This window comes from Pseudomonas neuropathica (genome assembly GCF_051174785.1).
Taxonomy (GTDB): Bacteria; Pseudomonadota; Gammaproteobacteria; order Pseudomonadales; family Pseudomonadaceae; genus Aquipseudomonas; species Aquipseudomonas neuropathica_A.
Genome location: NZ_CP195111.1, coordinates 5,819,742 through 5,832,140, shown reverse-complemented (window position 1 = coordinate 5,832,140; position 12,399 = coordinate 5,819,742). Strand labels below are relative to the sequence as shown.

The window sequence follows — 12,399 nt, the reverse complement described above, 5'->3', positions numbered from 1 at the left end:
AACTATTCAATTCCCGCTACTACCAACTTCCGTACGGAATGCCGAATTTTTCGATGTAACGTTTGGACTTTTCACTAACGGGGTACGCGTAACGCCCTTGGTTCTTGCCTTGACTAGGCCCTAGCGGTTCGATCTCCGCCTGTGCTCTGGCGACTTTGACAGGATGGTGGCATGAGTCCCTGACCCAGACTTGCACGACACCACCGGGAGCCAGGCCCAAGTAGATAGATGCGTTATACCGCCCCTCTTGTTCAGGTGTTTTTGCGCAGCGCTGGTTGACGGACTCAAGCATGAGTTGTCTGGCTTGCTCTGGAATGTCCACCCAGACCTTGTACGTTTGCGGTTCAACAATGGATTGCCAACGGACATAAATACGTTTGGGAAGATCAGCACCAACAACAGCTTTACCTGTGCTTCCCACGCCGTGCCAACCACGGGCAGAGTCAGTGCCGTCTTCCGGTTGACCGCCTGAGGCGGATCCTCCGCCAGTGCGCAAGAAGGTCTCTCCCTTGATGTCTTCTACTGCGGTGTCCTCGACCCAAACCTTCATGTAATGAGGCTCGGTGAACGCGAGCTCCCACCATGGAGACCTAGGATCATTTTTTGTGGACAGCGGATCGGCGTGACAGCCGGTCATGAGGATTGCACAAAGCAGGCTTACAAGAAATTTCATCAAAAAAGCGTCCAATCGGGTACGTGAGGATGTTGTACGCGTATGCCGTCAGGCGTGGGGGCGTTGATGTACACCGCTCTTACACCGCTTCCATCTCTCCTGCCCAGTGGATGGTTCCAGTTTGCGGAAGTGTGAATGTACTTGAGTTTGAGCATTCGCTCCTCGTCTAGCGTAATGCTGTAGTCACCAGCGACAAATCGATCACACATAGCCTGAAGTTCTGATGGCAGTGCCAGATCAGGCGTGTCTGAAATATCGTTGAAACGAACGCCTTTATCTTTCGCCAGTTTGTGCATCACCCGCAGATAAACTCTCGACAACAGGCCACTAACCGGACGTTTGAGCTGTACAGCAGCGTAGACGTGTTTGACACGCGGGCTCATCCGATCTTGCGGACTGTTCGGCATTTGAAGCGCAGGCGGCGTTACGATTTCCAGCATCTCAGAAGGCCAGCCATTCGCTATCCACTGATTTCTTACAATCACCGCGTCGCGGTAAATCGAAGTGTTGAGCACATCAGTTTGGAGAGGGACTTCCAGTGCTTGCATAGGACTGACAAGCACGCACTCCTCCGCTTCATCGAGGTAACTACCTCCGATATCAGAGTGAACACCTGGCAACGTAATCTCCAGATGAGCGGGCTTTACACGGCTCAGAGCGAAGTTACCTCGGCATTCATCCCGCGCGACCAAGTGAACGACGTCGGTAAAAAAACGCCGGTCCAGGTAAAGTTTGATGCCCGTTGCAACAGGACTTTTCACGTTGCCGAAATTGGACCAACCAGCAATCGACGGAACTGTATCGAATAGCCCGATAAAGCCCATTCTGATGTCGCCATTGTATTGCTCATTGAAGGTCTTGCTGAACGCTTCAGAATTGCTTCGCAGGACTTCACCTAAGGGGCCTTGCTTTCCCCGCACCACCTCATTGGAAAAGTGTCGAGCGGCAGCTGCACCACGGCTGAATCCAAATGTGTCGAAGGTCAGCGAAGTCACCTCACTACCTGGGTTATCGTCCAAGAGTTCTTTGATACGCAATTTAATCGATGCAAACGAAGACTGAACTCTACCTGCAACTCCAGTATCACCTCGTCCGGTGCCACCTCCGAGGGAGCTGTCTTTCTTACCAGCGCTGGTGCCAATTCCATCGACATAAATCATACGGAAAGCTTGCTTTCGGAGCCCTTCACCTTCGGCCCCCTCTGGGGCGTCATAGAGCTCACTTAGTTTTTTAACATTGGTGAGTCCCGCGCCATAGCTGCTGTCGGGATCACTCATGTAAGGCTGGCAACTAGCAGGAATATCCTGCGGCGCAATCGGATGCTGCGCCCCACACAGCAATCCAGCCGCCGTGTTATTCGCATTATTCCCAGTGCCATCAAAGAAAACTCCAATCCTCAACGCGATCCCGATTTTCTCAGGTTCGCGCGCAGGTTCTTTCCCGTGTTTCTCATATTCCGCCCAACGCTGGGCGTGAATATCGACGGGTTTGGCTTCTTCGTAACGATAATTTTTCGGGGGGTTGGGTACGTAGCCACTCATCCGTGATTCCTGGTTCTGATCCTTGAGAACGGCCCGAAGGGTGACAGCCGAGGCTGGGGGGCGCAAGCCGTGGCCGTGTGCCAGCCAGGGTGTGACCACGGAGTTCGACGAGGGTTTCCCCTCGTCGGGGTGGGGGTTAGCTGGCGATTTCGACGTTATCCAGCGCTTGGTTGACGGCGATTTCGCCGAGCATCACGACTTGGGCGATGCCCAGTGCGGTTTTGCGGTGCGGGGTGTCGAGCATGGCGGCGAAGTTGAGGAGCATTTCGCTGGCGGAGCCGAGGGTTTCGCTGGCGTTGGCGAGCAGGGATTCGCTGTTGTACTTCGGGTTGGCGAGGTACATGCGTTCGGGCTGTTGGGTGCTGGCCATGATTTGGCTGGCGGGTTTGAGGTAGTGGTCGAGGGCGCGTTCGGCGGCTTCGTGGAATCGCTTGGAATCGGGGGATTCGTAGGGGGATGTGGGGTCGGTTTCTGGTGGGTTGGGTGTTGGTTTGATCATTGATGAAGCTCCTACGTCAAAAAAAGGAGCCATCACTCTCGCTACCAAACGAGGGTGGCGGCCATGCGCAGGTTGGTAGACCGGGACGTAGAAAACCGGCGCGCCCGAAGACGCCCTGTGCATGACCACCATAAAGCCGTGTCGAACAGACACTGCGAATCATGATGCTTATGCAATCTACGAAAACTCAGGGCTACCAAACCCGATCGCTGTTTTTCAGCGACCGACAGACGATAAAACCAGCGACCTAGACGCACAAGCCGGCGGATTCTGGCTTAGTCGTAGGTAACGGCGCAAGGCATTGTAGGGTTTCGGTGGTTACTTGAGGCTTCGTTTAAACAGTGGTGGTTTTTACTGTTTATTTCGGTCAGTGGTTGATGGGGTGATTGGGTGGGCGTCTTCGCGAGCAAGCTCGCTCCCACAGGGGATGTGTGGTGGATTTGGGGTGACTGGGCTGGCGTCTTCGCTAGCAGGCTAGCTCCCACAGGGGTTTGTGGTTGGGTTGGGATTTGCGGTGGCTGGGCTGGCGTTATCGCGAGCAGGCTCACTCCTACAGGGGGATTGTGTTCACTTGAGGTCGAGTTGGGTGTCGGGGATTGTGCCGGAGAAAGTGGGTTCTACCGGGCCGCTCAGGGTTACGGAGCCTGAGCCATTCCAGTGGACGGTAACGGGGCCGCCGTCGCATTCGACGTTGACGGTGTGGTCGAGCAGGCCTCGGCGGATGCCGTTGACCGCTGCGCCACATGAGCATGAGCCGGAGCCGAGCGGGATGGCGCCGTTGCGTTCCCAGATGCGCAGGCGGATGTACTGGCGGTCGATGATCTGCACGAAGTGGACGTTGGTTTTTTGCGGAAATAACGAATGGGTTTCGAGGCTTGGGCCGAGGGCGGCGATATCGATGGAGCTGAGGTCGTCGACGAAATAGGTGCAGTGCGGATTGCCCATGTTGCAGGCGGTTGGAGCGCCGGCGAGCGGTAGAAAAAGCGTGTCGTGTTCTTGCGCCAGAGGGATGTCTTGCCAGTCGAACAACGGTTCGCCCATGTCGACGGCGATCAATCCGCTGGGCGTGCGTTCGCAGGTGAGCAAGCCACGGTTGGTGCGCAGGGTGATCGATGTCCGGCCGGCTTCGCGCATCAACCTGTCCGCCACGCCACGGGTGGCGCTGCCGCACACGTCGAGCGCTGAGCCATCGGCGTTCCAGAATTCCACGCGCGCATCGGCGTCCTCGCAATCGAGGACCACGGCGAGTTGGTTGAAACCGACGCCGCGATGACGATCACCCAGGCGCCGGGCGAGTTGGCCGGTGACGGGGTTGGCAATGTTGCGTGAGTCGATCACGACGAAGTCATCGCCGTTGGCGTGCATCTTATGGAAGGTGAGTGGCATTCGCTGCGCCTCTGATGCGCGTCATGCTGATCAGCGCTGAACGTTTGCCACCCGGTGCCGGGCGCTCTTCGATGGAGAGCGGCACGAAGCCAAGTTTTGGGTAAAGCAACAAGCCTGCGGTGTTTTCATTGAAGCAAGACAGTTGCACTTCCTTGGCCTGGTATTTTTCGAAACCCAGCGCGGTCATGGTTTCGACGATGTATCGCGCAACACCCTGACCTCGGGCGTAGGGCGCGACGATGACGTTGCCGATGCAGCATATGCCATCGTGCTCAGCGCGGTAGAAGTTGGCGAAGCCGACGAATTCGCCGTTGGCCAGAAAAGCCGTGGAGTCGAAGCGTTGGCTGATTGCGCTGTGCATCTGCTCTTCCGTCAGCGGGAAGTTGGCTTTCGGGAACATGAAGAACAGCTCTTGTTCGCCCTGGGGAAAGCTGCAGAGGGTGTTGACGTCGTCGGCCGTCACTGGCCGGTGGGTGAAATTCATCGCTGCCCTGCCCCCGCCAGATGATGCGCGACCAAGGCGTTGGCGTGACCGTGGCCGATGCCGTGTTCATCCTTGAGCCACGCGACCAGTTCCATGTGTTTCTTGTCGCTGATGTCGGCGAGCAGGTTCAGCCAGTGATCGATGGGCTGGCCGTATTTTTTTCGATGGAGGGAAAGTATGACGCCGGGCCTTTTACCTTGTTGTCTTCGCTCATGCTGCAAGCTCCCTGTAGTCACGACGGAGGGTCGGCGGACGCTCCTTGTCGGCAGGTCATAGAGTGAACGCGAAGTGCGGTTCCGGCAACTGCCCCGCGCTGCCAGACACCACAAAGCCCTGTGGGAGCAAGCTTGCTCGCGAAGGGGCCGTGTCAGCCAACATCTTCATAGGCTGACACACCACTTTCGCGAGCAGGCTCGCTCCCACAGGGTTTGTGGTTGAAGAGGATTATCGTTTGCCTGCCTGCGACCTTGTCGATTCCCGACGGGCGACCGCGCCCCGCATCGCAACGCAGCACCCGCGAACCACCGCAGAGTTGAGTCCGCCCTCTCTCGCCGAGGGACAGCCTCAAATCGAACGATGATTCACCCGCGCCATCAATTGCTCGGCACTTTCCTTACGCTCGGAATAACGATCGACCAGATGCGCCTGTTGATCGCGCAGCAGCACGGTGAACTTCACCAGTTCTTCCATCACATCCACCACACGATCGTAGAACGGCGACGCTTTCATCCGTCCGGCGTCGTCGAATTCCATATAGGCCTTCGGCACCGAGGATTGGTTGGGGATGGTGAACATGCGCATCCAGCGGCCCAACACGCGCAACTGGTTGACCACGTTGAACGACTGCGAACCGCCGCAGACCTGCATTACGGCGAGGGTCTTGCCCTGGGTCGGGCGTACCGCGCCGAGTTCCAGCGGGACCCAGTCGATCTGCGCCTTGAACACGGCAGACATCGCGCCGTGCCGTTCGGGTGAGCACCAAACCTGCCCTTCCGACCACAGCACCAGATCGCGCAGCTCCTGCACCTTCGGATGGTCGACCGGAACGTCGTCGGGCAGCGGCAGGCCAGACGGGTTGAAGATGCGCGTTTCAGCGCCGAAGTGTTCGAGCAGGCGTGCGGCCTCCTCTACCAGCAAACGGCTGAACGAGCGTTCTCGGGTCGAGCCGTAGAGCAGCAGGATGCGCGGTTTGTGTTTATCCAAAGCAGAGCCTTCGAACAGCGAATGATCAAGATTGGGCAGTTGTTCTGACATGTGTCCTCCAGCTCAGAGAGAGCCAATACGATCCAGCTCACGCTGGAGTTCAGCGCGGCTGAGTGCTTTAAATGGCAGGCCGAGGAAGGTCGCGCAGCGCCGCTCGATGATCGCCAGCGTGGCAGCAAACGCCGCGTCCACGGCGGCATCGTCGCCGGTAACATCCGAGGGATCTGCCAGGCCCCAATGGGCTTTGAGCGCGGGGCCAAAGTACACCGGGCAGCTCTCGCCGGCGGCCTTGTCGCAGACGGTGATGACAATGTCTGGTGGATTGTCTTCGAACGCGCCATTGCCTTTGCTGTACAGGCCATCGATGGCAATGCCGGCCTGTTGTAGCGTCGACAGGCTGCGTGGCAACACTTGGCCCTTGGGGAAACTTCCGGAACTCACGGCCTCGAATCCGGGGCGCGCCAGATGATTGAACATGGCTTCGGACAGGATGCTGCGGCAGCTGTTGGCCGTGCACATAAACAGAATTCGCATGGTTTCTTGCTTCCTCAGCAGCAGGCGGTTTCACGGACAGGACGCCCGTCCATGTTCTGCAAGCGGGCGGCGTTGTCCTTGAGCCAATCGGCGTTGGCTTTGGACGTCACTTGCAGGATTTCGCGCACCCACGCCGGCAGCTCCGGGTTGAGACGGTAATAGACCCACTGGCCCTGACGGCGATCGAGCAGCAAACCATTGCTGCGCAGTTGCGCGAGGTGGCGGCTGATTTTCGGTTGGCTGTCGCCGAGTGCGCACATCAGCTCGCAGACGCAGAGTTCACCTTGTTCAGCGATGAGCAGCATGGCGCGGACGCGGGTTTCGTCGGCGAGGCTCTTGAAGACTTCGGTGGGGGTGATCATGGGATGGGCTCATCACATACGGAAATCCGAATATACGGATATCCATATATAAATCAACCCGGCAAATGCCCCTGGCCAAAGAGCCCTGTGTGAGTACCTGTCGTCACCCTCCGCCAGACAGTGCCAACCTGCGAACGGAGCGTCAGGTCTATATCGCCGGCGCGACGATCTCTACTTTGATCTTGTCCGGATCCTCACAGTAGAGGGCGTAGTGCTCCGGGCCGCCGGCGTGCGGATAGGCGCTCTCGTAGAGAAGACGAAAACCGGACGTTCGCAGCCAATCCGCCATTTCATCCACTTGCGCCTGTGAACCCGCCTGAAACGCCAGATGATTCAAACCCACGCCCCGGCGGTTGAAGCCCTGTTGCAGATCGCTTGCCTGAACGAACACCAGGTAGGTGCCGTTGAGAATAAAGCTGCGCCCGGCATGCCAGTTTTGATGCTGCGCATAACCCAGCATCAAGAGAAGCGGCTGCCAAAAGCGCAGCGAGACTTCCAGCGATGAGACATTGATTTCAACGTGATGAAGCATGCCGGTTTTGGGTTTACTGCCCAGATCGCTATTGGTCATCGGCGGCATTTCCTTGGGTTGCGCCAAGGGTTTTCAACAGCGTATGCCGACTCCACGGACCGCAGTACTCAGGCACGTGCGCGATTAATCGGTATCCGCAGCGGATGTACCAACGGGCGACGTCGTCATCCAGCGTTTCGATCAACGCATCTACGCACGCCCTTTCAACCGCTAACGCCTCAAGCTTGTGCAACGCCTGAGCACCCAGCCCGGTTCCGCGCCATTGCGCGTCGATCCACAGGTAATTGACAAACAGGCGCCGGAATTCGGTTCTGCCGGTAGCGCCGCCGATCAGTGTTCCCTCCTCCATGAGCGCACAGGCGATGGCTTCAGCGTGCCCGCCGCGCGCCTCAGACAAGGTTCGGCCATGCTGTAAGACGCCGTCACTGATGGCCTTCAAGGTGTCCGCATTGATGTCGCGAACGGTAAGCCATTCCCTCATTGCTGCTCTCCATTGCCAAAGGCTTTGGCGCAGTTCAAGCAAAAGCGGCGCCAACAGCAGCACAGCCAAAAGGATTAACGGTTGCCGGCCTGCGATCTGCCCAGCAACAACCCCTGCTCCGCCTCACACAACCCCACCACATAATCCCAGACCACCCGTAGCCGCACCGACTTGTGCAACTCCCGTCGCGTGCTGATCCAGTAGCTGCGCTCGATGCTTTCATCCGGCAGCAACGGCACCAGATCGGGATCCGACTCGGCCATGTAGCAAGGCAGCACTGCAATGCCCAATCCCGACCGCGCCGCTTCCTGCTGCGCAATAACACTGGTGCTGTGAAACACAACCCGAGGGCTGCGGCAGAAGCTGTTGAGAAACATCAGTTCCTGGCTGAACAGCAAATCATCGACATAACCAATCCACGCATGCCGCCCAAGGTCTTCGCGGCTGTGCAATGGCGGGGCTTTATCGAGATAGCGTTGGCTGGCGTACAACGCGAGTCGATAGTCCGTAAGTTTGCGCGTAACCAGCATGTCCGCCGCAGGGCGCTCGAGATGAATGCTGATTTCCGCCTCGCGGTTGAGGATGCTGACAAAGCGCGGCACCGCGACCAGTTCCACTTCCAATCCCGGATAGCGTTCGAACAAGCCGATCATGCGGCTGGCGAGAAACTTGATGCCCAGTCCTTCGGTGACGCCGACACGAATCTTGCCCAGTGGCGCGGTGGATTGGGTGATCTCTTCCTGCGCCAGCAGCGCAACGTTTTCCATCGCTTCAGCGTGTTTAAGCAACGCTTCCCCCGCCGGGGTCATTTCGTAGCCTTGCGCATGCTGGACGAACAGCGCAGTGCCGAGGCTTTTTTCGATGGCTTCGATATGGCGGGCGACAGTGGCGTGGGTGGTGTTGAGGCGGCGGGCGGCGGTGAGCAGGCGGCCGCTGCGTTGCAGTTCGAGAAAAAACCGCAGGTCATTCCAGTCGAACATGGCGTGTCCTTGTCAGCTATGGTCTATGCAGGCTGTTTGAAAACGCACAGCGGCTGCGCAAAAACTAACATTCTTTTAACGAAAGCTAACAACTAGAGTGTCCGACAATAAAAACAAAAAGCGAGGTCAGGGAATGCAGACTTCCCTCGATGAATACGACTACATCGTGGTCGGCGCCGGCCCTGCCGGATGTTTGCTGGCCAATCGGCTGTCGGCAGATCCGCAGCAGCGCGTGCTGTTGCTCGAAGCCGGCGGGCGCGACAACTATGCGTGGATTCACATTCCTGTCGGTTACCTGTTCTGCATCGGTAACCCGCGCACCGACTGGTGCTTCAAGACCGAAGAACAACCGGGCCTCAACGGCCGCGCGCTGAGTTATCCGCGCGGTAAAGTGCTCGGTGGCTGTTCGTCCATCAACGGCATGATCTACATGCGCGGCCAGGCCAACGACTACGACGGCTGGGCGGCCGAGGGCAATCCGGGCTGGTCCTGGAACGACGTGCTGCCGCTGTTCAAACAAAGCGAAAACCATTTTGCCGGCGCGGCTGAATTTCATGGCGCCAAGGGTGAATGGCGGGTTGAACAACAGCGGCTGTCGTGGCCAATTCTGGATGCCTTTCGCAGTGCCGCCGAGCAGAGTGGCATCGCCAGCATCGATGACTTCAATCAGGGCGACAACGAGGGTTGCGGCTACTTTCAGGTCAATCAGAAATCCGGCGTGCGCTGGAACGCGGCGAAGGCGTTTCTCAAGCCTGTACGTGACCGGGCGAACCTGACGGTGCTGACCGGGGTTGAGGTGGATCGGGTGTTGTTGGAGGACGGTCGCGCCTCGAAAGTCGGTGCGCGCCACGAAGGCCAGATCAAACAGTTCAAGGCGCGCAAAGAGATTGTCCTGTGCGCCGGTGCCGTTGGCTCGCCAAGCATTCTGCAACGTTCCGGGATTGGCCCGCGACCGCTGCTCGAACGCTTAGGCATCGGCGTGATTCATGAGTTGCCCGGCGTTGGTGGCAACCTGCAGGATCACCTGCAATTGCGGCTGATCTACCAACTGGAAAACGCGCGCACGCTGAACCAGATCGCCGGCAGCGTGTGGGGCAAGATGGGCATGGGCCTGCGTTATCTTTATGACCGCAGCGGGCCGCTGTCGATGGCGCCGAGCCAGTTGGGCGCGTTTGCGCGTTCGGGGCCAGAGCAGACCTCGGCGAATCTTGAGTACCACGTGCAGCCATTGTCGCTGGAGCGCTTTGGCGAACCGTTGCACAGCTTCCCTGCCTTCACCGCTTCAGTTTGCGATTTGCGTCCGCAGAGTCGTGGACGCATCGACATTCGTTCGGCGGATCCGCAGGAAGCGCCGCTGATTCAGCCCAACTATCTCAGTCATCCTGAAGATCTGCGCGTGGCAGCGGATGCGATTCGTCTGACCCGACGCATCGTCAGCGCCCCTGCCCTGCAATTATTCAAACCGGTCGAGTACTTGCCCGGCGCCAACCTGCAAAGTGAAGAAGAATTGCAGCAAGCAGCGGCGAAGATTGGCACGACGATTTTCCACCCGGTCGGCACCTGTCGCATGGGCAATGACGGTGACGCGGTGGTCGATGCGCAATTGCGCGTCCACGGCGTGCCTGGTTTGCGCATTGCCGACGCCTCGATCATGCCGCGCATCACCTCGGGCAACACCTGTTCGCCTACGCTGATGATTGCCGAGAAAGCGGCACAGCTGATCCTGGCTGGACCTGTACACAGTCCAAATGTGGGAGCGAGCCTGCTCGCGAATGCGGTAGCACATTCAACATAAACGTTGACTGACACGACGCCTTCGCGAGCAGGCTCGCTCCCACAGGAATCATCAACAGATTCAAGGCATCGCGCATCACCCGGACACGCAACACCAGTGGAACAACAAAAACAATCACTGTGAGGGATACCGATATGTCAGAACACGTTCAGCCGCTGGACGCCGTGCGCAGCGCGGAGACCAGCCCGGATACACGCAAAGTCATCTTCGCTTCCTCACTGGGGACGGTGTTCGAGTGGTATGACTTCTTCCTCTACGGCGCCCTCGCGGCGGTGATCAGCAAGCAGTTTTTCGCCGGAGTCAACGACACCACGGCGTTCATCTTTGCGCTGATGGCCTTCGCCGCAGGCTTTATCGTGCGGCCGTTCGGGGCGCTGGTGTTCGGTCGGTTGGGGGACATGATCGGGCGCAAATACACCTTTCTCGCGACGATCATTCTGATGGGCGTCGCGACGTTCTGCGTCGGTCTGCTGCCGACCTACGCCAGCATCGGCATCGCCGCACCGATCATTCTGGTGGTGCTGCGCATGCTTCAGGGCCTGGCGCTCGGCGGTGAATACGGCGGCGCAGCCACCTATGTGGCCGAGCATGCGCCAATCGGCAAACGCGGCTTCCACACCAGCTGGATTCAGTCCACCGCCACCCTCGGCCTGTTGCTGTCGCTGCTGGTGGTACTCGGTTGCCGCTACTTCACCGGCGACCAGTTTGAAGTCTGGGGCTGGCGCATTCCGTTCCTGCTGTCGATCGTGCTGCTGGGCATCTCCACCTGGATTCGCCTGAGCCTGCACGAGTCGCCGGCGTACCTGAAAATGAAAGAGGAAGGCAAAACCTCGAAAGCGCCGATCCGCGAATCCTTCGGCAAATGGGAAAACCTCAAAGTCGTGCTGATCGCCCTGTTCAGCATCAACGCCGGGCAAGCGGTGACCTTCTACGCGGCGCAGTTCTACGTGCTGTTCTTCCTGACCCAGTTTCTGAAAATGGACCCGGCGGTGGCCAACACGTTGCTGATCATCAGCGTGGTCATCGGAGCACCGTTCTTTATCTTCTTCGGCTGGCTGTCGGACAAGGTCGGGCGCAAACCGGTACTGATGCTCGGCTTGCTGCTGGCCACGGCGCTGTACTTCCCGATCTTCAAATCCCTCGCGCATTACGCCAACCCGGCGATTGATCAGGCCAGCCGTCAGGCGCCGATCACCGTGCTGGCGGATCCGGCGACCTGCACCTTCCAGTTCGACCCGGTGGGCAAAGCCAAATTCGACAGCCCGTGCGACAAGGTCAAAACCTTCCTGGTCAAGCAAGGCCTGCCCTACTCCAGCGCCGCCGCCCCGGCCGGCAGCGCCGTGCAAGTGAGCGTCGGCGACGTCAAACTCGATGGCTTCGACGAGGCTGCACTGCGTGGCGCGATCACCCTCGCCGGCTACCCGCAACAGGCTGATCTGCAGCAAATCAACAAACCGATGATCGTCGCCCTGATCGTGGCGCTGATCATCATCTCGGCGATGTGCTACGGGCCGCTGGCAGCGCTAATGGTCGAACTGTTCCCGACGCGCATTCGCTACACCTCGATGTCGCTGCCGTACCACATTGGTAACGGCTGGTTTGGCGGATTCTTGCCGACGGTGTCGTTTGCGCTGGTGGTGTATACCGGGGACATCTTTTATGGGCTGTGGTATCCGGTGCTGATTACCGGGGTAAGCCTGGTGGTGGGGATGATCTGTTTGCGTGAGACGAAGAATATCGATCTCGACAAGAACTGAGTGCATCAAAAAATCCGCTTCAGGCCAGCTCTGAAGCGGATTTTTTGTGGGGGATTTTCATCGACACATTGATAGCACTTCAATACTATCGCGACGGGATGGAGCGCCACCTACGCGGCGTGAAAGAGCGGTTCTGTAACAAGCTGCCCCACATTTTAATCAGCAAAGTTTC

Annotated in this window: 13 protein-coding genes and 1 pseudogene; 2 read left to right on the top strand and 12 right to left on the bottom strand. The window is 58.4% G+C overall.

Annotation, left to right across the window (positions count from 1 at the left end; translation table 11 throughout):
* Window positions 1-19: 19 nt before the first annotated feature.
* The 12 genes and pseudogenes from ACRRSD_RS26310 to ACRRSD_RS26255 form a co-directional block, all read right to left on the bottom strand.
* Window positions 20-673: a DUF2931 family protein gene (locus ACRRSD_RS26310; RefSeq protein WP_435036214.1), complete on the bottom strand. Its 654-nt coding sequence runs from the start codon at window positions 671-673 to the stop codon at window positions 20-22.
* Complete coding sequence (locus ACRRSD_RS26305) at window positions 673-2,214, bottom strand: T6SS phospholipase effector Tle1-like catalytic domain-containing protein (protein WP_435036213.1); 1,542 nt, start codon at window positions 2,212-2,214, stop codon at window positions 673-675. Before ACRRSD_RS26305 ends, ACRRSD_RS26310 begins: the two co-directional genes overlap by 1 nt.
* Before the next feature lie 136 nt (window positions 2,215-2,350).
* Window positions 2,351-2,713, bottom strand: coding sequence for a DUF6124 family protein (locus ACRRSD_RS26300; RefSeq protein ID WP_016982978.1), 363 nt, complete (start codon window positions 2,711-2,713; stop codon window positions 2,351-2,353).
* A 567-nt stretch (window positions 2,714-3,280) separates the two neighbouring features.
* Window positions 3,281-4,099, bottom strand: coding sequence for a diaminopimelate epimerase (gene dapF, locus ACRRSD_RS26295; RefSeq protein WP_435036212.1), 819 nt, complete (start codon window positions 4,097-4,099; stop codon window positions 3,281-3,283).
* Window positions 4,080-4,583, bottom strand: a complete 504-nt coding sequence (locus ACRRSD_RS26290; RefSeq protein WP_435036211.1) for a GNAT family N-acetyltransferase — start codon at window positions 4,581-4,583, stop codon at window positions 4,080-4,082. The genes dapF and ACRRSD_RS26290 overlap by 20 nt, the downstream gene beginning before the upstream one ends.
* Window positions 4,580-4,797, bottom strand: a pseudogene (locus ACRRSD_RS26285) (DUF4287 domain-containing protein). The gene ACRRSD_RS26290 and the pseudogene ACRRSD_RS26285 overlap by 4 nt, the downstream one beginning before the upstream one ends.
* 350 nt (window positions 4,798-5,147) lie before the next feature.
* A complete protein-coding gene (arsH, locus tag ACRRSD_RS26280) occupies window positions 5,148-5,837 on the bottom strand; it encodes an arsenical resistance protein ArsH (protein WP_435036210.1) in 690 nt (229 codons plus the stop codon).
* A 12-nt stretch (window positions 5,838-5,849) separates the two neighbouring features.
* A complete protein-coding gene (locus tag ACRRSD_RS26275) occupies window positions 5,850-6,320 on the bottom strand; it encodes an arsenate reductase ArsC (protein ID WP_435036209.1) in 471 nt (156 codons plus the stop codon).
* A gap of 14 nt (window positions 6,321-6,334) precedes the next feature.
* The gene (locus ACRRSD_RS26270; protein ID WP_435036208.1) at window positions 6,335-6,682 is read right to left on the bottom strand and encodes a metalloregulator ArsR/SmtB family transcription factor; all 348 of its coding nucleotides are present in this window, start codon (window positions 6,680-6,682) and stop codon (window positions 6,335-6,337) included.
* Window positions 6,683-6,830: 148 nt separating this feature from the next.
* Complete coding sequence (locus tag ACRRSD_RS26265) at window positions 6,831-7,253, bottom strand: VOC family protein (protein WP_435036207.1); 423 nt, start codon at window positions 7,251-7,253, stop codon at window positions 6,831-6,833.
* The gene (locus tag ACRRSD_RS26260) at window positions 7,243-7,695 is read right to left on the bottom strand and encodes a GNAT family N-acetyltransferase (protein WP_435036206.1); all 453 of its coding nucleotides are present in this window, start codon (window positions 7,693-7,695) and stop codon (window positions 7,243-7,245) included. Before ACRRSD_RS26260 ends, ACRRSD_RS26265 begins: the two co-directional genes overlap by 11 nt.
* Window positions 7,696-7,769: 74 nt before the next feature.
* Window positions 7,770-8,675, bottom strand: coding sequence for a LysR family transcriptional regulator (locus tag ACRRSD_RS26255; RefSeq protein ID WP_435036205.1), 906 nt, complete (start codon window positions 8,673-8,675; stop codon window positions 7,770-7,772).
* A 133-nt stretch (window positions 8,676-8,808) separates the two neighbouring features.
* Here ACRRSD_RS26255 and ACRRSD_RS26250 point away from each other — a divergent pair, with 133 nt between their 5' ends.
* Window positions 8,809-10,470 (top strand): GMC family oxidoreductase, encoded by a 1,662-nt coding sequence (locus ACRRSD_RS26250; RefSeq protein ID WP_435036204.1) that lies wholly within the window; start codon window positions 8,809-8,811, stop codon window positions 10,468-10,470.
* A gap of 134 nt (window positions 10,471-10,604) precedes the next feature.
* Window positions 10,605-12,227: an MFS transporter gene (locus ACRRSD_RS26245; RefSeq protein WP_095047447.1), complete on the top strand. Its 1,623-nt coding sequence runs from the start codon at window positions 10,605-10,607 to the stop codon at window positions 12,225-12,227.
* Window positions 12,228-12,399: the final 172 nt, after the last annotated feature.

What these genes read in the sequence shown, in the direction of transcription:
- ACRRSD_RS26310 (WP_435036214.1), bottom strand. Translation starts at nt 673, where the DNA reads ATGAAATTTCTTGTAAGCCTGCTTTGTGCAATCCTCATGACCGGCTGT.
- ACRRSD_RS26250 (WP_435036204.1), top strand. Translation starts at nt 8,809, where the DNA reads ATGCAGACTTCCCTCGATGAATACGACTACATCGTGGTCGGCGCCGGC.
- ACRRSD_RS26245 (WP_095047447.1), top strand. Translation starts at nt 10,605, where the DNA reads ATGTCAGAACACGTTCAGCCGCTGGACGCCGTGCGCAGCGCGGAGACC.
- ACRRSD_RS26300 (WP_016982978.1), bottom strand. Translation starts at nt 2,713, where the DNA reads ATGATCAAACCAACACCCAACCCACCAGAAACCGACCCCACATCCCCC.
- ACRRSD_RS26305 (WP_435036213.1), bottom strand. Translation starts at nt 2,214, where the DNA reads ATGAGTGGCTACGTACCCAACCCCCCGAAAAATTATCGTTACGAAGAA.
- ACRRSD_RS26270 (WP_435036208.1), bottom strand. Translation starts at nt 6,682, where the DNA reads ATGATCACCCCCACCGAAGTCTTCAAGAGCCTCGCCGACGAAACCCGC.
- ACRRSD_RS26290 (WP_435036211.1), bottom strand. Translation starts at nt 4,583, where the DNA reads ATGAATTTCACCCACCGGCCAGTGACGGCCGACGACGTCAACACCCTC.
- dapF (WP_435036212.1), bottom strand. Translation starts at nt 4,099, where the DNA reads ATGCCACTCACCTTCCATAAGATGCACGCCAACGGCGATGACTTCGTC.
- ACRRSD_RS26255 (WP_435036205.1), bottom strand. Translation starts at nt 8,675, where the DNA reads ATGTTCGACTGGAATGACCTGCGGTTTTTTCTCGAACTGCAACGCAGC.
- ACRRSD_RS26275 (WP_435036209.1), bottom strand. Translation starts at nt 6,320, where the DNA reads ATGCGAATTCTGTTTATGTGCACGGCCAACAGCTGCCGCAGCATCCTG.
- ACRRSD_RS26260 (WP_435036206.1), bottom strand. Translation starts at nt 7,695, where the DNA reads ATGAGGGAATGGCTTACCGTTCGCGACATCAATGCGGACACCTTGAAG.
- ACRRSD_RS26265 (WP_435036207.1), bottom strand. Translation starts at nt 7,253, where the DNA reads ATGACCAATAGCGATCTGGGCAGTAAACCCAAAACCGGCATGCTTCAT.
- arsH (WP_435036210.1), bottom strand. Translation starts at nt 5,837, where the DNA reads ATGTCAGAACAACTGCCCAATCTTGATCATTCGCTGTTCGAAGGCTCT.